This window comes from Marivita sp., assembly GCF_048006345.1.
Lineage (GTDB): Bacteria > Pseudomonadota > Alphaproteobacteria > Rhodobacterales > Rhodobacteraceae > Marivita.
The window spans coordinates 2,419,656-2,442,789 of sequence record NZ_CP180351.1 but is presented as its reverse complement, the minus strand read 5'-3'; the positions used below and the strand labels follow the sequence as shown (position 1 = coordinate 2,442,789).

22 protein-coding genes are annotated in these 23,134 nt (G+C 61.1%); 11 read left to right on the top strand and 11 right to left on the bottom strand.

Features of this window, described 5'->3' with window-relative positions; all coding sequences use genetic code 11:
- The first annotated feature begins 8 nt into the window (after positions 1–8).
- Both ACMVPR_RS11985 and ACMVPR_RS11980 read left to right on the top strand, forming a co-directional pair.
- Complete coding sequence (locus tag ACMVPR_RS11985) at positions 9–674, top strand: SDR family NAD(P)-dependent oxidoreductase (protein ID WP_416883071.1); 666 nt, start codon at positions 9–11, stop codon at positions 672–674.
- Positions 668–2,182: a cryptochrome/photolyase family protein gene (locus ACMVPR_RS11980; RefSeq protein WP_416883070.1), complete on the top strand. Its 1,515-nt coding sequence runs from the start codon at positions 668–670 to the stop codon at positions 2,180–2,182. The genes ACMVPR_RS11985 and ACMVPR_RS11980 overlap by 7 nt, the downstream gene beginning before the upstream one ends.
- A gap of 41 nt (positions 2,183–2,223) precedes the next feature.
- On the opposite strand, the gene ACMVPR_RS11975 is transcribed toward ACMVPR_RS11980, so the two are convergent.
- Positions 2,224–4,503 (bottom strand): NADP-dependent malic enzyme, encoded by a 2,280-nt coding sequence (locus tag ACMVPR_RS11975; RefSeq protein WP_416883069.1) that lies wholly within the window; start codon positions 4,501–4,503, stop codon positions 2,224–2,226.
- Positions 4,504–4,589: 86 nt separating this feature from the next.
- Entirely contained in the window at positions 4,590–4,781 is a 192-nt protein-coding gene (locus tag ACMVPR_RS11970) for a DUF3072 domain-containing protein (protein ID WP_416883068.1), read from the bottom strand.
- Positions 4,782–4,899: 118 nt separating this feature from the next.
- Between ACMVPR_RS11970 and ACMVPR_RS11965 the strand changes: the two genes are divergently transcribed.
- The 6 genes from ACMVPR_RS11965 (at position 4,900) to ACMVPR_RS11940 (ending at position 10,161) form a co-directional block, all read left to right on the top strand.
- Complete coding sequence (locus ACMVPR_RS11965; RefSeq protein ID WP_300584971.1) at positions 4,900–5,292, top strand: cytidine deaminase; 393 nt, start codon at positions 4,900–4,902, stop codon at positions 5,290–5,292.
- Positions 5,292–6,584: a thymidine phosphorylase gene (locus ACMVPR_RS11960; RefSeq protein WP_416883067.1), complete on the top strand. Its 1,293-nt coding sequence runs from the start codon at positions 5,292–5,294 to the stop codon at positions 6,582–6,584. Before ACMVPR_RS11965 ends, ACMVPR_RS11960 begins: the two co-directional genes overlap by 1 nt.
- Positions 6,581–7,789 carry a phosphopentomutase gene (locus ACMVPR_RS11955; protein ID WP_416883066.1) on the top strand — a complete coding sequence of 403 codons (1,209 nt, stop codon included), beginning with the start codon at positions 6,581–6,583 and terminating at the stop codon, positions 7,787–7,789. The genes ACMVPR_RS11960 and ACMVPR_RS11955 overlap by 4 nt, the downstream gene beginning before the upstream one ends.
- Positions 7,790–7,851: 62 nt before the next feature.
- Positions 7,852–8,829 carry an adenosine deaminase gene (locus ACMVPR_RS11950; protein ID WP_416884654.1) on the top strand — a complete coding sequence of 326 codons (978 nt, stop codon included), beginning with the start codon at positions 7,852–7,854 and terminating at the stop codon, positions 8,827–8,829.
- The gene (gene upp / locus ACMVPR_RS11945; protein ID WP_292269705.1) at positions 8,826–9,458 is read left to right on the top strand and encodes a uracil phosphoribosyltransferase; all 633 of its coding nucleotides are present in this window, start codon (positions 8,826–8,828) and stop codon (positions 9,456–9,458) included. The genes ACMVPR_RS11950 and upp overlap by 4 nt, the downstream gene beginning before the upstream one ends.
- 58 nt (positions 9,459–9,516) lie before the next feature.
- Positions 9,517–10,161: a hypothetical protein gene (locus ACMVPR_RS11940; protein WP_416883065.1), complete on the top strand. Its 645-nt coding sequence runs from the start codon at positions 9,517–9,519 to the stop codon at positions 10,159–10,161.
- On the opposite strand, the gene ACMVPR_RS11935 is transcribed toward ACMVPR_RS11940, so the two are convergent.
- Positions 10,162–11,187, bottom strand: coding sequence for a hypothetical protein (locus ACMVPR_RS11935; protein WP_416883064.1), 1,026 nt, complete (start codon positions 11,185–11,187; stop codon positions 10,162–10,164).
- A gap of 252 nt (positions 11,188–11,439) precedes the next feature.
- On the opposite strand from ACMVPR_RS11935, the gene ACMVPR_RS11930 reads away from it, so the two are divergent.
- Positions 11,440–11,826: a lysozyme inhibitor LprI family protein gene (locus tag ACMVPR_RS11930; protein ID WP_416883063.1), complete on the top strand. Its 387-nt coding sequence runs from the start codon at positions 11,440–11,442 to the stop codon at positions 11,824–11,826.
- Between the two features lie 15 nt (positions 11,827–11,841).
- On the opposite strand, the gene ACMVPR_RS11925 is transcribed toward ACMVPR_RS11930, so the two are convergent.
- On the bottom strand, positions 11,842–13,470 hold the full coding sequence (locus ACMVPR_RS11925; protein ID WP_416883062.1) for an AMP-binding protein: 1,629 nt from the start codon (positions 13,468–13,470) through the stop codon (positions 11,842–11,844).
- Between the two features lie 106 nt (positions 13,471–13,576).
- Here ACMVPR_RS11925 and ACMVPR_RS11920 point away from each other — a divergent pair, with 106 nt between their 5' ends.
- Both ACMVPR_RS11920 and ACMVPR_RS11915 read left to right on the top strand, forming a co-directional pair.
- Complete coding sequence (locus ACMVPR_RS11920) at positions 13,577–14,227, top strand: sulfotransferase family 2 domain-containing protein (protein WP_416883061.1); 651 nt, start codon at positions 13,577–13,579, stop codon at positions 14,225–14,227.
- 171 nt (positions 14,228–14,398) lie between these two features.
- Positions 14,399–14,593: a hypothetical protein gene (locus tag ACMVPR_RS11915; protein WP_416883060.1), complete on the top strand. Its 195-nt coding sequence runs from the start codon at positions 14,399–14,401 to the stop codon at positions 14,591–14,593.
- Between the two features lie 113 nt (positions 14,594–14,706).
- Here ACMVPR_RS11915 and ACMVPR_RS11910 read toward each other — a convergent pair whose 3' ends face one another.
- The 7 genes from ACMVPR_RS11910 to ACMVPR_RS11880 form a co-directional block, all read right to left on the bottom strand.
- A complete protein-coding gene (locus tag ACMVPR_RS11910; RefSeq protein WP_416883059.1) occupies positions 14,707–16,893 on the bottom strand; it encodes a 3-hydroxyacyl-CoA dehydrogenase NAD-binding domain-containing protein in 2,187 nt (728 codons plus the stop codon).
- 37 nt (positions 16,894–16,930) lie between these two features.
- Entirely contained in the window at positions 16,931–17,410 is a 480-nt protein-coding gene (locus ACMVPR_RS11905) for a hypothetical protein (RefSeq protein ID WP_416883058.1), read from the bottom strand.
- Between the two features lie 51 nt (positions 17,411–17,461).
- Positions 17,462–17,962: a hypothetical protein gene (locus ACMVPR_RS11900; RefSeq protein WP_416883057.1), complete on the bottom strand. Its 501-nt coding sequence runs from the start codon at positions 17,960–17,962 to the stop codon at positions 17,462–17,464.
- Positions 17,963–17,965: 3 nt separating this feature from the next.
- The gene (locus ACMVPR_RS11895) at positions 17,966–19,177 is read right to left on the bottom strand and encodes an acetyl-CoA C-acetyltransferase (RefSeq protein ID WP_416883056.1); all 1,212 of its coding nucleotides are present in this window, start codon (positions 19,175–19,177) and stop codon (positions 17,966–17,968) included.
- A 13-nt stretch (positions 19,178–19,190) separates the two neighbouring features.
- Positions 19,191–19,829 (bottom strand): glutathione S-transferase family protein, encoded by a 639-nt coding sequence (locus tag ACMVPR_RS11890; RefSeq protein ID WP_416883055.1) that lies wholly within the window; start codon positions 19,827–19,829, stop codon positions 19,191–19,193.
- Positions 19,830–20,138: 309 nt separating this feature from the next.
- Positions 20,139–21,278, bottom strand: coding sequence for an acyl-CoA dehydrogenase family protein (locus tag ACMVPR_RS11885; protein WP_416883054.1), 1,140 nt, complete (start codon positions 21,276–21,278; stop codon positions 20,139–20,141).
- A gap of 70 nt (positions 21,279–21,348) precedes the next feature.
- Complete coding sequence (locus ACMVPR_RS11880) at positions 21,349–23,130, bottom strand: acyl-CoA dehydrogenase C-terminal domain-containing protein (RefSeq protein ID WP_416883053.1); 1,782 nt, start codon at positions 23,128–23,130, stop codon at positions 21,349–21,351.
- Between the last annotated feature and the right edge of the window lie 4 nt (positions 23,131–23,134).

The following is a 23,134-nucleotide window of genomic DNA, read 5'->3' as shown; positions in this document are numbered from 1 at the left end:
GCGGGGTCATGGAAACAGCACTCATCATCGGATCAAGCGGCGGCATTGGCACGGCGCTGTCAAACGCGCTGACCGCGCGGGGCATTGCAGTCACCGGCCTGTCGCGCAGCCGCGATGGGCTGGACGTCACCGACGAAACCAGCGTTGCGGCGGCGCTCGGAGCGCTGACGGGACCCTTCGACCTCGTCTTTGTCGCCACGGGCGCGTTGGAGATCGGGGGGGCAGAGCCGGAAAAAACACTGCGACATGTGACGGCTGATGCGATGATCGACCAGTTCAAGCTGAACACGGTCGGACCGTCGCTTGTTCTGAAACATGCGATGCGGCTGTTGCCCCGGAAGGGGCGGTCGGTCTTCGCGGCACTCTCGGCGCGCGTTGGCTCAATCGGGGACAACCGATTGGGCGGCTGGTACAGCTACCGCACCGCCAAGGCAGCCCTGAACCAGATGATCCACAGCGGCGCCATAGAGCTGGCCCGCACCCATAAGGACCTGATCTGCGTCGCGCTGCACCCCGGTACGGTCGAGACGAAATTCACCGAGAAATACGTTGGGCAAAACCCATCCGTACCCGCGTACCAAGCGGCGGCGAACCTGCTGTCTGTGCTGGAGGGGCTGACACCCCAGGATACCGGCAAGTTCTTCGACTGGCAGGGCAAAGAGGTGCCGTGGTGACGTGCCTTGTTCTGGTCCTTGGGGATCAACTGACTGACACGCTCTCTGCTCTCGAAGCGGCTGACAAGGCGTCAGACGTGGTGGTGATGGCCGAGGTCGCCGAAGAGGCCACCTATGTGCAGCATCACCCCAAGAAGATCGCCTTCATCTTCGCCGCCATGCGCAAATTCGCCGCTCGCCTGCGCGATGATGGCTGGGATGTGCGATACACGCAGCTTGACGACACCGAAAACGCGGGCAGCATCCCCGGCGAATTGCTCCGCCGTGCCGAAGATACCGGCGCATCCGAGGTGATCGCCACTCAACCCGGCGAATGGCGTCTGATCGAGGCGCTTGAGGACATGCCTCTCAAGCTGACGATGAAACCCGACACGCGGTTCGTCAGCACGCAGGAGGAGTTCGACACATGGGCCGAGGGTCGCAAAGCCCTGCGGATGGAGTATTTCTACCGCGACATGCGCCGCAAGACCGGCCTCTTGATGGATGGCGACGACCCTGAGGGCGGCAAGTGGAACTACGATTCCGAGAACCGCAAACCGGCACCAGACGACATCGCGTTTTCTGGCCCTATGCAGTTCACTCCGGATGAAACAGTAGAAGAGGTGCTCGATCTCGTCGAGTCGCGCTTCGGCAACTCTTTTGGCACGCTACGCCCCTTCTGGTTCGCCACTGATCAGGGACAGGCCCGCCGCGCGCTGGCGCATTTCATCACGTACGCCCTGCCGCGCTTTGGCGATTTTCAGGACGCGATGATGAACGACAATCGCTTCCTCTACCACGCGACGATCTCGCCCTATCTGAATGTCGGGCTGCTTGACCCAATGGAGGTCTGCAAGGCGGCTGAAGACGCGTACAAGGACGGTCACGCGCCGCTGAATGCCGTGGAAGGGTTCATCCGCCAGATCATTGGCTGGCGCGAATATGTGCGTGGCATCTATTTCCGCGAAGGCCCCGACTACACCCGCCGCAATGCCTTGAACCACCAGCGCAAACTGCCGGACTTCTTCTGGACCGGCGACACCAAGATGAACTGCCTGTCAAAGGCAATCACCCAGACGGCGGACGAGGCTTATGCCCACCACATCCAGCGCCTGATGGTCACGGGCAACTTCGCGCTGCTGGCGGGCATCAATCCTCACGAGGTGCATGAGTGGTATCTGCGCGTCTATATCGACGCGTTCGAATGGGTCGAAGCGCCCAACGTGATTGGCATGAGTCAGTTCGCCGATGACGGGATCATCGCGTCCAAACCCTATGTGTCGTCAGGGGCTTACATCAACCGGATGTCGGATTATTGCAAATCCTGCCGCTACAAGGTGAACGACAAAACCGGGAAAGACGCTTGTCCGTTTAACTTGCTTTACTGGGCGTTTCTTGACCGCCACTCTGAAAAGTTCAGCAAGAACCAAAGGATGAGCACGATCTACGCCAACTGGAAACGGATGGATGAGGACCGCAAACGGACGATCCTCTCAGAAGCTGAGGCGTTTCTCGACGGGTTGACCTAGGGGTTTAAGTCAACCCAAACCCGCGATGCGCGGTCGCATGGTCACCCGTACCGAGCTACCGGCGTGCCCGCGATCGCGGCCATGTTCAACAAACCGCGTGCCGTGATCCCCGGTGTGACCACATGCGCGCGGTTGCCCATGCCCATCAGGATCGGCCCAACTTCCAGCCCGCCTGCGCGCATCTTGAGGATGTTGCGCACCGCAGACGCCGCGTCGGCATGACCGAAGATCAGAACGTTGGCGACCCCCTGCATCCGGTTGCCCGGCAACAGACGCTCGCGCAATTCGGGGTCAAGCGCCGCATCCACGTTCATCTCGCCCTCGTAGCAGAAGTCCCTCGGCTGGGAATCAAGAAGCGCGATTGCCTCGCGCAGCCGCTGACCAGAGCCTTCCTCCTGATTGCCGAACTGGGACTGCGAGCAGAACGCGATGTTCGGCGTCAGCCCGAACCGCCGCACATGCCGCGCGGCGCCGATGGCAGTCTGGGCCAACTCTGCCGGAGTGGGTCGCGACCGCACATGGGTGTCCGCGATGAAGAGCGGCCCGTCTTCAAGGATCATCATGCTCAGCGCGCCATGCGGTGACAGCGTTTCCGACCCAAGCACCTGCGTGACATAGTTCAAATGCCAGCGGAATTCGCCGAACGTGCCGCAGATCAGACTGTCGGCCTCATCGCGATGCACCATGACTGCGCCGATCGCGGTCGTGTTGGTGCGCATGATCGCGCGGGCCAGATCCGGCGTCACACCGCGCCGCGCCATGATCTTGTGATAGGTTTCCCAGTAATCGCGGTAGCGCGGGTCGTTCTCCGGGTTCACCAGCGTGAAATCCCGCTCCGGCCTGATCTCCAGCCCCAACCGTTCGCAGCGCGACGCGATAACGTCGGGACGTCCGATCAGAATCGGCGTTTCCGTCGTTTCCTCGAGTATGGCCTGCGCCGCCCGCAATACCCGCTCATCCTCGCCCTCGGCAAAGACGATCCTGCGCGCACCCGTGGCCGCCGCCTCGAACACCGGGCGCATGAGCATCGCGGATTTATAGACGCTGGCATCCAGCTTGGCTTTGTAAGCCTTGAGGTCCTCGACCGGGCGCAGGGCCACACCCGACTCCATCGCCGCCTGCGCCACGGCGGTCGACACCACGCCGGAGAGGCGCGGGTCAAAAGGTTTCGGGATCAGGTAATCCGCACCAAAAGTCAGTTGCTCGCCGCGATAGGCCGCTGCCGCCTCGGCGCTTGTGGTCGCCCGCGCCAGCTTGGCGATCCCTTCGACACAGGCGATCTGCATCGCGTCGTTGATCTCGGTCGCGCCGACATCCAATGCGCCGCGGAAGATGAACGGGAAGCAGAGCACGTTATTGACCTGGTTGGGAAAATCGCTGCGCCCGGTCGCCATGATGGCACCCGGTGCAACCTCGCGCACCTCGTCGGGCAGGATCTCAGGCGTTGGATTGGCCAGCGCAAAGATGATCGGGCGCTCGGCCATGCGGGCCACCATTTCAGGCTTCAGAACTTTCGGTCCGCTCAGCCCGAGGAACAAATCCGCCCCGTCGACCACGTCATCCAGCGTGCGCAGGTCGCTCTTCTGGGCAAACGCCGCTTTTTGAGGGTTCATATCCTCGGCCCGGCCTTCAAAGACCAATCCATGAATATCGCAGAGCCAGATGTTCTCGCGCTTCACCCCCAGCTTCACCAGCATGTTGAGACAGGCAATGCCCGCAGCCCCACCGCCGGTAGAGACGATCTTGATGTCCTCGAACGCCTTGCCAGCCACGTGCAATGCGTTTGTGGCAGCAGCGCCCACCACAATCGCCGTTCCGTGCTGGTCGTCGTGGAAAACGGGGATATTCATCCGCTCGCGACACAGCTTTTCGACGATGAAACAATCCGGCGCCTTGATGTCTTCTAGGTTGATCGCACCGAAGGTCGGCTCCAGCGCACAGACAATATCGGCCAGCTTTTCAGGATCGCTCTCGTTTACTTCGATGTCGAAGCAGTCGATATTGGCGAATTTCTTGAACAGAACCGCCTTTCCTTCCATCACCGGCTTGGACGCCAAAGCGCCGATATTGCCCAGACCAAGCACCGCCGTACCGTTCGACACGACCGCCACAAGATTGCCCCTCGCGGTATAACGCGCAGCATTGGTCGGGTCGGCCTTGATCTCAAGACAGGCTTCGGCCACGCCGGGACTATAGGCGCGGGCCAGATCACGGCCATTCGCCAATGGCTTGGTGGCGCGGATTTCAAGCTTACCGGGCTTGGGATGTTCGTGGTAAAAAAGGGCCGCCTGACGCAGCGTTTCGTTGGTGTTGTCCGACATGAATCCCGTCCCGCTCAAATTTGGTTTAGGGTTAAACCTTTTGCGAGCGGAGGGAAAGAGCGCCAGTTACCCATGCGGCAAGAAACTCATTTCAAGTATTCTTCAAGATGCGCGATGCGCCGCTCTGCCTGTCTCCGGGTCAGGCTGCCATCGAACGGTTCATCTGCTGCGCTGGCCAGTTCACGCAGCTTGATCGCCTGCTGTTCGGTCATTTCCTCTTCGGAGTCGGGGCCAAGTCCGACTGCCGGATCAAGGCTCACACTGTTCTGAATGGGCATGGTCACCTACTGTGTCGAAGAGAAAACGCGAACGCTGCGTTTCCGGTTCCCACGAGCCCTTGCAATCAGGCGCGTGCCCCCGCAATCATGTGGGTCTGAAATCGGGAGCGGGGTCACGATGGAACTGAAAGAGGCGGCGCGGGCAGTTCGGGAAAACGCATACGCGCCCTATTCGAATTTCAAGGTTGGTGCAGCGCTCCTGGCCGATGATGGCCGCGTCTATGTCGGCTGCAATGTCGAGAATGTGGCCTATCCCGAAGGCACCTGTGCCGAGGCCGGAGCCATTGCCGCGATGATCGCCTCGGGGGCGCACAGGATCGTCGAGGCGTATGTGATCGCCGACAGTCCAGAGCCAGTACCTCCATGTGGCGGGTGCCGCCAAAAACTGTCCGAATTCGCAGCACGCGATGTGGCAGTGACGCTGGCCACCACCGATGGTTCCGAATTCAAGACCACAGTCGGAGACCTGCTGCCGGGCGCGTTCGACGCAGGGCACATGGACCGCACCTGATGGATGCAAGGGCCATCATCGCCACCCTGCGCAAAGGGGGGACACCTGACGCCGCTGCGCTGGCTTGGTTCGCGCAAGGGCTGGCAGATGGATCAGTCAGCGATGCGCAGGCTGGGGCATTTGCCATGGGCGTGTGCCTGAACGGATTGGGGGATACGGGCCGCGCAGCCCTGACCGCCGCCATGCGCGACAGTGGTAAGGTGTTGCGGTGGGATCTCGACGCGCCCGTGCTCGATAAACACTCGACCGGTGGGGTGGGCGATTGCGTCAGCCTGATCCTGGCACCTGCGCTGGCAGCCTGCGGCGTCTACGTCCCGATGATTTCAGGCCGGGGCCTTGGTCATACGGGCGGCACGCTCGACAAACTCGAATCGATCCCCGGCTTCCGAACCACCCTGACCGAGGACCAGTTCCGCCAGGTCGTGTCCAAAGTCGGCTGCGCCATTGTCAGCGCCAGCGCAGACATCGCCCCTGCGGACAAGCGGCTTTATGCGATCCGCGATGTGACCGCGACTGTGGAAAGCCTCGATCTGATCACCGCGTCGATCCTGTCCAAGAAACTCGCTGCAGGTCTCGAAGGCTTGGTGCTCGACGTGAAATGCGGCTCGGGCGCGTTCATGAAATCGCAGGACGACGCCCGCGCTTTGGCCCGTGCCTTGGTCGATACGGCCAACGCCACCGGCTGCCCGACCTCGGCCCTCATCACCGACATGTCGCAACCCTTGGCCTCCAGCCTTGGCAACGCGCTCGAAGTGATCGACGTGATGCGCGTTCTGACCGGGGCGGCTTCTGGCCGATTGCTGGACCTGACCGTCGCTTTGGGCGGCGCGTTGCTCGAACAAGCCGGGATCGGCGATGGCACCAAAAAGATCGCTCAAGCCATCGCCAGTGGCGCCGCCGCCGAGAAATTTGGAGCCATGGTCTACGCGATGGGTGGCCCGGTGCATTTTGTCCAAGACTGGGTCCGTTTCCTTCCTGAAGCCCCCGTGATCCGTGAAGTCACTGCCACCACATCCGGCACCGTCACCACCATCGACGGCGAAGCCTTGGGCCTGACCGTTGTTGCGCTGGGCGGGGGACGCCAAGTGGAAACGGATGTGGTCAATCCCTCTGTTGGGCTCAGCGATGTGGTCTCTATCGGGGACCGGGTGACGAAAGGCCATCCGCTTGTCCGCATCCACGCCGCACGGGAAAGCCAGGCAGATGAGGCCGAACTGGCCGTTCGCGCCGCAATTACCTTGGGTGACGGTACGGCCTCACCGCCCAAGTTGGTGCTGGAGCACATCACATGAGCCGTGCGTTCCTTGTGGTGATGGATTCCGTCGGAATCGGCGGTGCGCCGGACGCCGACCAGTTCTTCAACGGCACTGTCCCTGACACCGGGGCAAACACGCTTCTCCATATCGCCCAAGCCTGCGCGGCGGGACAGGCAGAACAAGGTCGCACAGGCCCGTTGCACCTGCCGACGCTCGACGCTCTGGGTCTTGGCCGCGCTGTCGAACTGGCCAGCGGAGAGGCCGCTCCGAACCTCACCGAAAGACCCACAGGCCGCTGGGGCGCTGCAACCGAGCTGTCCAAGGGCAAGGATACCCCCTCGGGTCACTGGGAACTCGCGGGCCTGCCTGTGCCGTGGGATTGGACCTATCTCCCAGACACCATCCCGTCCTTTCCAGACGACATCACCCAACGCATCTGCGACCTCGCTGGCACCGACGGCATCCTCGGCAATTGCCACAGCAATGGTGTGAGGGTGATCGAAACCTTCGGCGCAGAGCACCTCAGAACAGGCAAGCCGATCTGCTATACCTCTGCCGACAGCGTGCTCCAGATCGCCGCGCATGAAGAGGCGTTTGGCCTCGATCGACTGTTGAAGCTTTGCCACGACCTCGCGCCGATGTGCCATGAGCGCCGCATCGGTCGCGTGATCGCACGGCCCTTTGTTGGGCAAGAGGGCAGCTTTGAACGCACCACCAACCGGCGCGACTATGCGATCGCACCGCCCGAACCCGTGCTCACAAACTGGGTGCAGGACGCCGGGCAAGCGGTCATCGGCATTGGAAAAATCGGCGACATCTTCTCGATGGCGGGCATCGACACGGTACACAAAGGATCGGATGCGCAACTGATGCAGCACCTCGCGCAACAGATCGACACCGCCCCCGAAGGTGCACTGATCTTTGCAAACTTCGTCGAATTCGACAGCAAATATGGCCACCGCCGCGACGTGTCCGGTTATGCCCGCGCGTTGGAATGGTTTGATGCCGAGCTGGCCAAACTGCTGCCAAAGCTGAAACCCGATGACCTGTTGCTCATCACGGCGGATCATGGCAACGACCCCACATGGACCGGCACGGACCACACCCGCGAACGGGTACCAGTTCTCGTCGCCGGGACAGGCGAGGGCGAGATTGGGCATGTCGGGTTCGTCGACGTGGCGGCCAGCATCGCCCAACATCTGGGTGTCGCGGCAAAAGGATCGGGGCGGAGTTTCCTGTGATGGATGAAGAAGAACGCGAGCGTCTGAGCCGTCCGATGGACGAAGAACAGCTTGATCGCATCATGCGCCTGCCCAAGGTCGAACTGCATCTGCACCACGAAGGCGCGGCCCCACCTGCGTTCATCAAAGGGTTGGCGAAAGAAAAATCCGTCAATCTCGACGGCGTGTTCAAACCCGATGGCAGTTACGCCTTCCGGGATTTCGTCCATTTCCTCAGCGTGTATGAAGCCGCCACAAGCGTGCTCAAATCGCCCGAGGATTACGCCCGCCTGACCAAAGCCGTGCTTGAAGAAAGCGCCGCAAACGACGTGGTCTATTCCGAAACCTTCCTGTCACCAGATTTCTGTGGCGGCAGCGACGTGGGCGCATGGCGCGAATACCTGCACGCGATCAAGGACGCCGCCGACGAGGCCGAACGCGACCATGGCATCATCCTGCGCGGCATCATCACCTGCATCCGCCATTTTGGCCCGGAAAAGGCCAAGGCCTCGGCGCTGTGTGCGGCAGAAACAGCAGGCGACTGGATTGTCGGCTTCGGCATCGCCGGTGATGAAATGAAGGGTAAACCCAGGGACTTCGCCTACAGCTTTGATATGGCACGCGAAGCCGGGTTGCGCCTGACGGCCCATGCCGGGGAATGGGGCGGCGCGCAATCGGTGCGCGACGCGGTGGACGATCTCAAGGTCGAACGCATCGGCCACGGTGTTCACGCGATCAACGATCTGGCGCTTGTGGACAAACTTGTGGAGAACGAGATTACCCTCGAAGTTTGCCCGGGTTCCAACGTGAACCTCGAAGTTTACCCGAGCCTTGCTGCACACCCGATTGAAAAACTGCGCAAACGTGGGGTGAAGGTCACGGTCTCCACCGACGATCCGCCGTTCTTCCACACCACGATGCGTGACGAATATGTCAATCTTGCCCGCACCTTCCGCTGGGACGAAGATGTATTTTCCGAACTGAACGACACCGCCGCCCGCGCGGCCTTCTGCGACGAGGACACGCGCACCCGTGTCCTGAAACGACTGGAGCGCACATGACCCAACATCTGACCATCGTTGACCACCCGCTTGTTCAGCACAAACTGAGCCTGATGCGCGAAAAGGACACTTCGACCAAATCGTTCCGTCAATTGCTGCGTGAAATCAGCCACTTGCTGGCCTACGAGGTCACGCGAAACCTGCCGCTCACCACCAAGAAAATCGAAACCCCGCTCTGCGAAATGGACGCCCCGGTGATAGACGGCAAGAAGCTCGCGCTGATCTCGATCCTGCGGGCGGGCAACGGGTTGCTGGACGGTATTCTTGAACTGATCCCCGCCGCGCGGGTCGGCTTTGTCGGTCTCTACCGTGACGAGGAAACGCTCAAACCGGTGCAGTATTACTTCAAGGTCCCCGCGCAACTCGAAGACCGGATTACGATTGTCGTCGATCCCATGCTCGCCACCGGCAACAGCTCTGCCGCCGCTATCGACCTCGTCAAGAATGCCGGTGCCAAGAACATCATCTTCCTCTGCCTGCTCGCCGCGCCCGAAGGTGTGGCCCGCATGAAAGAGGCGCACCCTGACGTGCCGATCGTCACCGCCGCGCTGGATTCGCACCTCAACGAACTGGGCTACATCGTGCCGGGTCTGGGCGATGCGGGCGACCGGATGTTCGGGACGAAATAGCCCTTTACACCCAATCACCTGACGGGCAGTCTTCCTGCACATCTGTGGGGACAGACAAATGATTGTGTACCGTATCAAAGCTGCGGCCACCCTGGCCGCGCTTCTCGTTTCAACGATTTCCGTATCGGCTCAGGGCTTGCAGGTCACGCCACCTGCCGAAGTGCCTCCCGCCAGCTATGACGCCCGGCAATATGTCGACAGCCGGGGCTGCGTCTATGTCCGCGCAGGCGTCGATGGCGCGGTCAACTGGGTGCCCCGCGTAAGTCAAAACCGGCAACCGATCTGCGGTCAGACCCCGAGCCTCGTCCGTTCAGCGCCCGCGCCGGTTGTCGTGGCTGAAGCACAGCCGGTCATCATCACCCCGCAGCGCATCATCACCCCACAACGAGCCGTGCCGATGGTTTCAAACCGGACTGTCCAAGCGCAGAAATACAGCCAGCCCCAACCCCGCGTCTATGAAGAGCGGATCGTGCCCAAGCATGTCTACGACGCTCAGGGTCACACGTTGCCCAAAGTGCCCAAGGGCTACAAACCGGCGTGGGAGGATGACCGCCTCAATCCGCATCGCGCGCACATGACCCGGCAGGGCTATCGCGCGACGCAAGAGGTCTGGAGCAACACCGTGCCACGGCAGCTGTTGACCAAGGACCAGAAGATCAAGGAACCGGTCATCGTCGGGCGCGGCAAGGGGCTTGGCCACTGATCATTCGCCGCAGATCCCTTGCAGGCGCAACCAATCCGCATCGCTAAGGACGGGGCGCGTCTCTTTGCCTGACATCGGATCGGCCTCGATCAATTGAAGGGTCGTTTCTCCCGTGATATCAACGGCATAGGCATATGGTGTCGTGCGCAGGTTCGCCATTTCGAAACCAGCGATGATCACATCGTTCGACAGTTTGGCGGGCGTTCGCGCCAAGAGGTATTCGCTGTATCGGTCGAGATCCGCATCTGCCATCTCGCCTGTCGTCAACAAACGCAGGCTCGACCAGAGACCCGTCTCGATCAGCATTTCCTCCAGCGGGTCTTGCGTCAGCGCGCGCAGCCGTTCGGTCAGGACATAGCCCGCCGTCACATCCGGTTCTTCCGGGTCTTCGATCAGAGCCCGGTTCAGCAGGATGCGTCCGCCCGGAAGATGTGCCGTCTCGGCCACGCCACCGGGCAGCACCACCAAGGCACCTCGCTGTGCCGGTCCCAACACGCGTGAGGCCAGCCGCCGCAACGGTTCGCGGGCATCCCGCGTCATGCAGGCCTGCCCGGAAATCCGCATGATCCGGGCCAAAAGGGCATCCCCGATCTCGACCCGCTTAACCGCAGGCACCACTTGAACGGTATGCCGCAATAGAGCATCGGGCAGCCAGAAGACGATCCCTGCGATCACCGATGCCGCGATCAGCCCCGTCATCCAGAACCGAAGCTTTCCCGGTTTTGGGCGCGTCCGGTCGATGGCGGTTCGGATGCGCTCTATCGCTTCGATCATTTGCGCACTGTTCTCGCCGAATTCGAGCGTTTCGCCCGGATCGCCGTCAGGATGATAGATCGCGGGCATCTGCCCCTTGTTTGCCCTCGCCACGGCAGCAACTGACCAATGCGCCAGCACGTTTTCCCGCAAATCAAGGATCGTCAGTGAGGCATCGCCCAAGGACACGATCACATCCTTGCGCTGGTCGGCCGGCGTTGCACGCCAGACACCTTCGGCCTCCAGCCGTTGAAATTCCTTCAGCGCGGTCATGCGGGCTGCTCTGCCTCGTTGATTATGGGTTAGGGTACACCCGTGTGGCCTTTCGCGCAATGCGGCAGGGGCTTCCCCCGCGCTTGCACGAGGTATGCCATCTTGGACAGTGGTTGGTTGCAATGCCTTGGCCCGCCATCGCCGCAGATGCAGGCTTGAGCAGAGTTATTGCTTTCGGGAAAAGTTACACGGTTTTATGGTGTCGATAGACGAGATTGGTTCCGTCGATCCAGCATGACCGGAGGTTCTGCCATGAAGCCATTCACATTCGTCGCGTGCCTTGTGCTCTGGAGCGCGGGATCTGCCCTCGCGGACCCGGCCACCGAATGCGGCGGCAGCAGCCAGGTCGAGATCGGCAATTGCGTGGCCGACACGCTTGCGCGGGTGGACGCAACCATCGAGATTTATCTGGGGTTTGCAAAGTCCTCCGCGGCAGAACTGGACGGGATCACTGGCCGTGTGGTCACGGTGCCCGCGCTCGACGCCGCGCAGGCCGCGTGGCTGGCGTATCGCGATGCTCAATGCGATTATGTGGGTGCAACCTTTGGCGGCGGCTCGGGCACGGGGATCGCGATCAATGCCTGCAAGGTGGAACTGGGCCGCGCGCGGGCGGCCGAGCTTATGCGCTATATCCAGTAAGCGAAGACCGCTGACTCAAAGCGCCTTGGCCCGCTCCCGCAACTGGAACTTCTGGATCTTGCCGGTCGACGTTTTCGGCAACTCCTCGAACACCACCTTCTTGGGTGTCTTGAACCCGGCCAATTTGGTGCGCGCAAAGGCGATCAGTTCTTCCTCGGTGGCGCTGTGGTTGCCTTTCAGCTCCACAAAGGCGCAAGGCACTTCGCCCCATTTCTCGTCCGGCTTGGCGACCACGGCACAGAGCAGCACCGCATCATGCGCCATCAGGCAGCCTTCGACCTCGACCGAAGAGATGTTCTCGCCGCCCGAGATGATGATGTCCTTCGCGCGATCCGCAATCTGGCAGTAATTGTCCGGGTGCATCACGGCGATGTCGCCGGAATGGAAATGCCCGCCTTCAAAGGCCTCGTCCGTGGCCTTGGGATTCTTCAGGTATCCCTTCATCACCGCATTGCCGCGAATGACGATTTCGCCCTGGGTCTTGCCATCGCGCGGCACAGGGGTTCCGGTGTCATCCAGCACGTCGATCTTCTCCATCATCGGGAAGGCCACACCCTGACGCGCCTTGATGGCCGACTTTGCGTCCTGTTCCAACCCATCCCACGCATCGCCATTCCAGACGCATTCGGTGACATGGCCATAAGTTTCGGTCAGCCCGTAGACCTGCATCACGTGAAAGCCCAGATCACCGATCTTGGCCAGAGTTGCCGGGGCAGGGGGCGCGCCGGCGGTGTAAACTTTGACCAGATGGTCAAATTCCCGACGATCCGCAGGGTCCGAGTTGACGATCATGTTCAGAACGATGGGCGCACCGCCGAAATGGGTCACGCCTTCATCGGCAATCGCATTGTAGATCGCCTTGGCGCTGATATCGCGACAGCAGACAACCGTCCCGCCCAGCATCGGCATCATCCATGTGTGGTTCCAGCCGTTGCAGTGGAATAAAGGCACGATGGTCAGATACTTGGGCCGCAGCGCCATTTCCCAACTGACCGCCGTGCCCATCGTCATCAGATACGCGCCACGATGGTGGTAGACCACGCCCTTGGGCCGCCCCGTGGTGCCAGAGGTGTAGTTGAGCGCGAGGCTCTCCCATTCGTCTTCTGGCATGATCCATTTGAAATCCGGGTCTCCCCCAGCCAGCACGTCTTCGTACTCGGGATAATCGCTCGCCGCGCTCACGCCTTCATGCGGATCGGCCACTTCGATCACGTTGGGTGCGGGACCCTCCATCTGTTCTATGGCGTTGGCCAGCACGGGCATGAACTGCGGGTCACACAGGACAACCTTCGCCTCGCCATGGTCGAGGATGTAGGAAATCGTGTCCACATCCAGACGCGTGTTGATGGTATTGAGAACAGCACCACAGGCGGGCACGCCAAAATGCGCCTCGGCCTGTGCGGGGATGTTGGGCAGGATCGTCGCCACCACGTCACCCGGTTTCACCCCCATGGAAACAAGCGCCGAGGCCAGCCGGGTCACACGCTCATGATATTCGCGGTAGGTCTTGCGATGCGCGCCATGCACGACGGCAATCGTGTCGGGGAAGACCTCTGCGGCGCGCTGTAGATGCGACAGGGGCGTCAGTGGCACATAATTCGCGGTGCGCTTTTCAAGGCCCGTTTCATCCCGCATCCAACCCATCTCGTGCCCTCCCTGCGACAATCTGTACAGGGTGACATAGCGCAGGGATCGAACAAGGGAAAAGCCCAAACTTGCGTGACCTCCGCCAAACTGGCACCTCTGGCGTATGATCATCTCGCCCGCCCGGAAATTCATCTTCGTGCATATCCCCAAAACGGGGGGCACCTCTCTGGCCTTGGCGCTGGAGGCGCGTGCGCATCGGGATGACATCCTGATCGGGGATACCCCCAAAGCGATCAGGCGCAAGGCGCGGGTCAAGACGCTTGCCGCAAAGGGCCGGCTTTGGAAGCACAGCACTTTGGCCGATCTCGATGGGGCGCTGTCGCCGTCCGATCTCGACGGGATGTTTATCTTCACGCTGGTGCGCAACCCGTGGGACCGGATGGTCAGCTACTACCATTGGCTGCGCGACCAGAGTTTCGATCACCCTGCCGTCACGCTGGCCAAGGCTACCAGCTTTGAGGCATTCCTGTTGCACCCCGACACAGAAGCCAGCCTGCGCGCGCATCCAGCGGCGCGATATGTCACTGACGCGGCAGGTGTCGAGCGGTGTTCGGCCTATGTACGGCTGGAGCATCTGGAAGAAGACCTCGCCCCGGTTGAAGCGCATGTCGGGTTCCGGTTGGACGTCCCTCATGCCAACGCTTCGGATCGGCCTCGGGACTATCGCGGCGCGTATTCAGACCAGACCGCCGCCGCCGTTGCCGAGATGTGCGCCGACGATATTGCCCGGTTCGCGTATCGTTTTGGCGCCTGAATTCTGTGCGGTTTGATAGGTTTTGCACAGTATGCGCGCACTTTCACCGCAAAATGCTGCGGCGCAGCATGGGGTTTCAATCAAAAGTAAGGCTTTTGCGTTAGATTGACATCACCACCCGCGAGAGGTGGACATCGCCAATGGGAGGACACTTGAAAAAGGAGTTTTCCCATGTGTCTGACTGCCGAAGCTTTCGCCCTCTTCCTCAATATGATTGTGGTGCCTGAGATCACGTCTGAATCCGGTCGTATCATCGTCCACGCCGAAACCCGCGATGCTCACTGGGTCACGGTCGAGGATGAGTGGTGCACAATGGCCCCCCAGATCGACCGGATGGAGCGGTTCGCAGCACTACAGTCGGAGTAAGAGGTAGGCCGGGCTTCTGCCCGGCTCTCACATAAAAGGAAGCCGGGCAATTGCCCGGCCTACGCAAGTTCCAAACGCTCAAGCGGTGGCCGGGCATGTGCCCGGCACTGACATCACGCCGCCGACTTCTCGGGCGCAAAGCGCCCGTAGAAGCTCTGACCTTTGGTCGCCATGTCGCGCAGCAGGGCAGGGCAGGCAAAGCGGTCGCCATACGCCTCGACCAGTTGGTCACAGCGTTCTGCCGCATATTCCGCACCCAGCATGTCGAACCAGGACAGCGGACCACCCGACCACGGCGCAAAGCCCCAGCCAAGGATTGCGCCCACATCACCTTCGCGGATGTCCATGAGCACTCCATCTTCCAGCGCACGCACTGCTTCGAGCGATTGCACGAACAGCAGACGGTGCTGCACGTCAATCAGATCAGGTTGGTCGTCAGCCTGCGGGTACTGCGCCTTGACCACCTCGGACAGGCCTTGGCGCTTGCCAGCGGCGTCGTAATCGTAGAACCCGGCCTTCGATTTACGACCCAGACGGCCTTGCGCTTCCATCCAGAAGATCACCTCGTCCACAGCACCATCGGGATAGGCATCGCCCATCGCCGCGCGGGTTGCGCGGGCGATCTTGGCCCCCAGGTCAATCGAGGTTTCGTCGACCAGCTGCAGCGGGCCGAGCGGCATACCGACCATCTTGGCGGCGTTCTCGATCAAAACCGGGGACACGCCTTCCTTCACCATCCGGATACCTTCATTGATATACGGAATGATGCAGCGGTTGGCGTAGAAGAACCGCGCGTCGTTGACCACGATCGGGGTCTTCTTGATCTGACGCACAAAGTCGAGAGCCTTGGCCACGGCACGGTCGCCGGTTTCCTTGCCCTTGATGATCTCGACCAGCATCATCTTCTCGACCGGCGAGAAGAAGTGGATGCCGATGAACTGCTCGGGCCGCTTGCTGGCCTTCGCCAGATCGCTGATCGGCAGGGTCGAGGTGTTGGTCGCAAAGATGCAGTCCTCACCAATCACCGCTTCGACCTGTGCGGTCACTTCGGCCTTGATCTTGGGGTCTTCGAACACCGCCTCAACGATGAGGTCACAGCCCGCCAGATCGTTGTAATCCGTAGTGGCCGTGATCCGCGCCAGCATCGCATCGGCCTTGTCCTGGGTGATCTTCCTGCGCGACACGCCCTTGGCCGCATAGTCGGCGGAATAGGCTTTGCCCTTGTCCGCCGCCGCCTGATCGCGGTCCAGCAGCACAACCTCGATGCCCGCCTGAGCCGACACCAGCGCGATGCCCGCACCCATCATGCCAGCACCAAGCACGCCGACCTTCTTGACTCGCTGGTCAGCAACGTCGGCGGGACGGACGGCGCCTTTTTCCAGCGCGCCTTTGTTGATGAAGAGCGACCGGATCATCGCCGATGAGGACGGGTTCATGATGATCGATGTGAACCACCGCGCCTCGATCCTGAGAGCGGTGTCGAAATCCACCATCGCCCCTTCATAAACCGCCGAGAGCAGCGCCTTGGCTGCCGGGTAGACGCCCTTGGTCTTGCCGTTGACCATGGCGGACGCACCCACGAAGGTCATGAAGCCCGCCGGATGATACGGCGCGCCGCCCGGCATCTTGTAGCCCTTCGCATCCCACGGCTTGAGCAGATCCGCATCGCCTGCGCTCAGCACCCAAGCGCGGGCATCGGCCATCGGGTCTGCGGACACTTCGTCAATCAAACCAGCCGCCTTGGCTTTGACGGGATCAGACAGCTTGCCCTCCAGCAGGAAGGGCGAGGCCGCCATCGCGCCCATCTTGCGCGCCACACGCGTTGTGCCACCGGCGCCAGGGAAAAGCCCGACCATGATTTCCGGCAGGCCGATCTTGGCCTTGGCATTGTCGGCTGCAAACACGCGGTGACAGGCGAGGGGGATTTCCAGCCCGATCCCCAAAGCCGTGCCGGGCAGAACCGCCGCCACCGGCTTGCCGCCTTTGTTGGTCTTCGCGTCCATGCCGGCACGTTCGATCTTGCGCAGCACGCCGTGCATTTTCATGATCCCGTCGAACACCGCCTCGGCCCCGGCCTCGCGCAGCGTCGCCAGTACGTTCAGGTCCATGCCCGCCGCGAAATCGGGTTTGCCAGAGGTGATGATGATGCCTTTGACGGCTTCATCCGACAGCGCGTCATCCACCAGCTCGTTGAGCGTCTGCAACCCGTCGAAGCTCAGCACGTTCATCGACTTTTCCGGAACGTCCCAGGTGATCGTGGCGATGCCCTCGGCATCCTTTGTCATTGTGAAATCGGTCATCTTGTCTTCCCTTTCGTGGGTCTTTTTCTGCGCCGCATCAGCGGCGAATTGTATCAAGAAGGCGGCGGGCTTCAGCCTGTGCCGCCGCAATATCGGGGCTGAGGATTTCCAGCTCGGTGTTGGCGAGGATGGCCTGGATCCAGATGCCCATCCACGAGCCATCAATCCGCATCAATACCATGTGGTTGAGGTACGGACTGACCGCGACGCCGTTGGTGCCCTTGGTTTCCGTGCGGTGACGCCCCGCGATCATGTCGTCTCGCCCGGCGACGAAATCAGCCTCAAGGCAGGTTCGGGTGTAAGTCTCGACCCCGCGCCCCGTCAGCTGTGTGCGGAAATCCGACATCACCATGTCCAGCTCCTCGGGCGAGGACATGACGATCTCGGTATCATGCGTCGACATCATGTTGGGGATTGCGATGTGGCGCATCATTTCGCGCAGATCGCCCTCCATCAACGCCTTCGAGACGGCATCAAGGTTGTCCTGGTAGATGCGGACTGCGGGGGACAGGGACATCACATGAACTCCCTAGGCCAAGTTTCGCAGGAAACGCACCGCGGCAGCGGATCAAGAGCGATGACTGGCATCGTCGCCTCCCTGCGATGGCAAACGGGTCTCGGACGGAAATGCTGGTGGCATCAACGCCGCTGGCAATCCACGTGTCGAAAGCGGGACACAGTAATTGGCCGTGGCGATGCGCCATTCGTTGCCGCATCTCATTAGGGTCGATTGCACCGCATAGGGTTCAGCCACCCGTTTCCCCCGCGAGTAGATATGCGACTCCGCCGTTGCCAGAATATTGAACGGTGTCACGAATTCGGCAGACACGAGTGGACGCACGATGTCGTCCACCTCGAGCCGTTGGAACTCGGCCTTCATCCGTTCAAACAGCATCCGCAGATCCTCTTCGGTTTCCAGAACCGCCCAACCCTGCAGCGTCACATGTTCGTGCGGCAGCAGGAACGCACTTGCGAAGAGCGTGAAATCGTCCTCGAAATAGGCACGCTTCGTCTTGTTCAGAAGCGCGTAGCCGATCTCGTAGGCCGTTTCATGCGCTCCATGCGACATGGCTCAGACCCGCTCGATGATCGTGGCGGCCCCCATGCCGGACGCGATGCAGAGCGTGGCAAGGCCCGTGCCTTTGCCGGTGCGCTCCAACTCGTCCAGCAGCGTGCCAATGATGATCGCGCCGGTCGCGCCCAGCGGGTGGCCCATCGCGATGGAGCCGCCGTTCACGTTGACCACACTGTCGTCCACATCGAAGGCCTGCATGAACCGCAGCACCACCGAGGCAAACGCCTCGTTCACCTCAAAGAGGTCGATATCGCTGATGGACATGCCACTGTCGGCGAGGATCTTTTCCGTCACCGGAACCGGGCCTGTGAGCATGATGGTCGGATCGGTGCCGATCTTGGCAGTCGCCTTGATCCGGGCGCGGGCTTTGAGACCCCATTTCTCGCCGAATTCCTTGTTGCCGATCAGCACGCCTGCCGCGCCATCGACGATGCCGGACGAGTTACCTGCGTGGTGGATGTGGTTGATCCGCTCCAGATGCGGGTACTTCATCAGCGCAATCGCATCGAAACCCGGCATCACTTCGCCCATTTGCTGGAAGGCAGGATTCAAACCCCCAAGGCTCTGCATGTCAGTGCCAGGACGCATGTACTCGTCGTGATCCAGAATGCTCAAACCGTTCTGATCGCGCACGGTAATGATCGACTTGGCGAAGCGGTTTTCATCCCAGGCGGCTTTCGCCCGGCGCTGGCTTTCCATGGCCAGCATATCGGCATCATCGCGGCTGAACCCGTATTCGGTTGCGATGATGTCGGCCGAAATGCCCTGCGGCACGAAATAGGTCTCCATTGCTACCGACGGGTCCACGGCAATCGCCGCACCATCGCTGCCCATGGCAACACGGCCCATCATCTCGACACCGCCTGCGATATAGGCGTCGCCTGCACCGCCCTTGACCTGGTTGGCGGCAAGGTTCACCGCTTCCATGCCCGACGCACAGAACCGGTTGATGGCGAGACCGGGGATCGACTGATCCAGACCCGACGCCAGCACGGCTGTGCGCGCAAGGCAGCCACCCTGTTCGCCGACCTGGGTGACATTGCCCCAGATCACGTCTTCGACCGCATGACCCTCAAGCCCGTTGCGATCCTTCACCGCATCCAACACCTGCGCGCTCAGGCGCACCGAGGTCACCTCGTGCAGGCTGCCGTCTTTCCGGCCCTTGCCGCGCGGTGTGCGCACGGCGTCATAGATATATGCTTCAGTCATTCTGCTCTCCGTCTCAGGCCCGATCCGCAGGGGATCCGGGCATCAAATCGTAAGGATGTTTCCAGCCTGGCAGTCCCTGGATATTGGACAGCCAGCGGTCGATATTCGGCCAATCCGCCCGGTCAAAACCGAACGGTTCGGGGTAAAACAGGTAGCCACAACAGGTGAGGTCCGCATTGGTGACAGCGTCGCCCACAATCCAGTCGCGGCCCTCCAGATGCGCATCAAGCACCGCGTAGGCGGCTTTCATCCGCCCTTGCATGAAGGTGATCACCTCGGCGGGGCGTTTGTCTTCGGGCAGGAAATTCATCAGGAACCGCAAAGGCCCGGAGGTGCCGCTGAATTTCTGGTTGTCCCAGATGATCCAACGCAGGATTTCCAGCTTCTCCATCGCGTCGGTGCCGCCGAAGGTGCCATATTTGTCCGACAGGTAGGTCTGGATGACACCTGACTGCGTCAGTTTCACATCGCCGTCCACCAGCACAGGCGCTTCGCCCATCTCGTTTACGTTGGCGCGGTACTCTGGCGTGCGGGTCTCGCCATTGAAGAAATCAACTTTCACCGGCTGCCAGTCCAGTCCCGCCAGTTCAAGCGCCAGCGCCGCCTTGTAGGAATGCCCGCTTTCGCCAAAGCAATAGAGTTGAATGGTCATCTGGTCTGATCCTCGATTGTCAGGGGTGTGCGGAGAGGCCGGGAGCCTCCGGCGGGAGTTTATTTGGCAAGATGAAGCAGGGGACGCGCTCTTCTTTACGGCCCGTTAAGGTTAACCGCCCCATACTGGGCAGGCATGGCAGACTGGAGAGTTGAGCCATGTGCAAGGTAAAGCCCCGCCGACTGTGCCTGACACCGCGTGGTAAAGAGGCCGACCGGCGGGGTGGAGCTTGCCGCGCTCCTTCATCTTGCCAGATAAACTCCCGCCGGAGGCATCCCGAACTCTCCGTTTGCGCAAAGGCTGGCCGCATCAAAGCGCCCTCGCAATCAGCTCTTTCATGATCTCGTTGGTGCCGCCGTAGATGCGCTGCACGCGGGCGTCGGCCCACATCTCTGCCACGGCATATTCCTGCATGTAGCCATAGCCGCCATGCAGCTGCACACATTCGTCGAGCACTTCGCCTTGGGTGTCCGACAGCCAGTATTTCGCCATCGCGGCCTTCTCGACGGTTAACGCGCCGCGCAGATGCTCTTCCATGCAATTATCCAGAAACGCCCGCGCGACGGTGGTCTTGGTCTGGCATTCCGCCAGCTTGAAACGGGTGTTCTGGAACTGCGTGAGCGGCGCGCCAAAGGCTTCGCGTTCCTTGCAATAGGCGATGGTGCGCGCAATCGCGCCTTCCATCGCACCAACGGCCCCGCAACCGATGATGAGCCGTTCCTGCGGCAGTTGTTTCATCATCTGGTAGAAGCCCTGGCCTTCCTCGCCACCCAGCAGGTTTTCCGGTGCGATCTCGACATTGTCGAAGAAAAGCTCTGACGTGTCCGCCGCGTGGCAGCCGATCTTTTCCAGATTGCGCCCGCGCTGAAAACCCTCGGCGCTATCGGTTTCCACGACGACCAAAGACGTTCCTTTTGATCCTTGGGTCGGGTCGGTCTTGGCCGCCACGATGATCAGGTTCGCGTGCTGACCGTTGGTGATGAACGTCTTTTGCCCCGACAAACGGTATGCGTTGCCGTCCTTGACCGCGCGGGTCTTGATGCCCTGTACGTCCGATCCGCCCGAAGGTTCGGTCATCGCCAAAGCACCGACCAGCTCGCCGGTGACCATCTTGGGCAGCCAGCGTTTCTTTTGCTCTTCAGTGCCATAGGCGAGGATGTAATGCGCGACGATGCCGGAATGGATGCCGTGGCCCCAGCTTGCCAGATTGGCACGACCGGCTTCCATCAGGATCACCGCCTCATGGCCGAAATCGCCACCAGCACCGCCGTATTCTTCGGGCACGGAAGGGCAGAGCAGACCCAGTTCGCCGGCCTGCATCCAAGTCTCGCGATCCATCTGGCCCTGCTTGCGCCATTTGTCATAGAGCGGCTGCCATTCGGTCTCGATGAACTTGGCCGTCATCTCGGCAAGCATCTCGTGCTCGTCGGTCATCCAGGTCGATCGCATCCGGCTCCCCTCCCTTTTGCGTGCAAGCTGTTCTTTCGCGGTAGGGTGCGTGCGAGCACGCACCGCCACCTCAGAAATTCGCCGCCTCCAGCGCCATCACCGGCTCGGCCCCGGTCTCGATGCGCGCGAGGTGCATCTTGGTCGCGGGCAGCTGGCGTGCCATGTAGTAGCGCCCGGTGGCCAGCTTTGTCTCGTAGAACGCCACGTCGGACGCACCGTCTTTCAAAGCCTTGGAGGCTGCAAGCCCCATCCGCGCCCACATATAGCCAAGGCAGACATGTCCGAACATGTGCATGAAGTCATAGGACCCGGCCAAAGCGTTGTTCGGGTTCTTCATGCCGTTCTGCATGAAATACATCGCCGCCGCCTGCAAATCCTTGGACGCCGATTTCAGCGGGTCGAGAAAGTCGCGGTCGAAGGCTTCGTCCTGACCTTTGTTTTCCGCTGCAAACGTCTTGATCATCTCGAAGAACGCCATCACGTGCTTGCCGCCGTCCTGCGCGAGCTTGCGGCCCACAAGGTCAAGCGCCTGAATGCCATTGGCGCCTTCGTAGATCATGGCGATCCGGGCGTCGCGGGCAAACTGGGACATGCCCCATTCTTCGATATACCCGTGACCGCCATAGACCTGCTGTGCGTTCACCGCCATCTCGAAGCCCTTGTCGGTCTGGAACCCCTTGATGATCGGCGTCAGCAGGGAAATCAGGCCGTCGGCGTCCTTGTCGGAATTCTTGTGTGCCCGGTCGATCAGATAGGCACCCCAATAGGTGAAGGCGCGGGCGCCTTCGGTGAAGGACTTCTGATCCATCAGGTTGCGGCGAATGTCGGGGTGCACGATGATCGGGTCGGCCGATTTCTCGGGCGCTTTGGCCCCAGTCACGTCCCGGCCCTGAAGCCGGTCATTGGCGTAAGCCACCGCGTTCTGATAGGCGACTTCGGCCTGCGCATAGCCCTGAAGGCCCACACCCAGACGCGCTTCGTTCATCATGGTGAACATGGCGCGCATGCCCTTGTGCATCTCACCGATCAGGTAACCGGTCGCCTCGTCATAGTTCATGACGCAGGTGGCGTTGCCGTGGATGCCCATCTTCTCTTCGATCTTGCCCACGGACACGCCATTGCGCTCGCCCAGGCTGCCGTCTTCGTTCACGATGAACTTGGGCACAATGAAGAGCGATACGCCCTTGATGCCCTCGGGGCCGCCGGGGATTTTCGCCAGAACAAGGTGAATGATGTTCTCGGCCATGTCGTGATCGCCGGCCGAGATGAAGATCTTCTGACCGGTGATCTTGTAGCTGCCATCGTCCTGCGGAACCGCCTTGGTGCGCATCAGGCCCAGATCGGTGCCGCAATGCGGTTCGGTCAGGTTCATGGTGCCTGTCCATTCGCAGGTCGTCATCTTGGGCAGATAGGTCTGCTTCTGTTCGTCCGAACCGTGGAAGTAGATCGCCGAATACGCTCCGTGCGTCAGACCCTGATACATGTTGAAGGCCATGTTCGACGACACGAAAGGTTCCTGTGCCGCCGTGTGCATCAGGTAGGGAAGACCCTGACCGCCATATTCCGGATCGCAGTCCAGCGCGGTCCAGCCGCCATCGCGCATCATGTCAAAGGCTTCCTTGAAGCCCTTCGGTGTGCGCACGACGCCATTTTCCAGCACACAGCCTTCGGTGTCGCCGACCGCATTCAGCGGCATGAGCACGTCAGATGCCAGTTTGCCCGCTTCCTCGATCACCGCGCCGGTGAAATCGCGGTCGAGTTCCGCGTAACCGGGAATGTCCTGTTCCGAGGCGTTCAGAACGTCGTGCAGGATGAACTGCATGTCTTTCAGAGGTGCGGTATAGCTTGGCATTGCG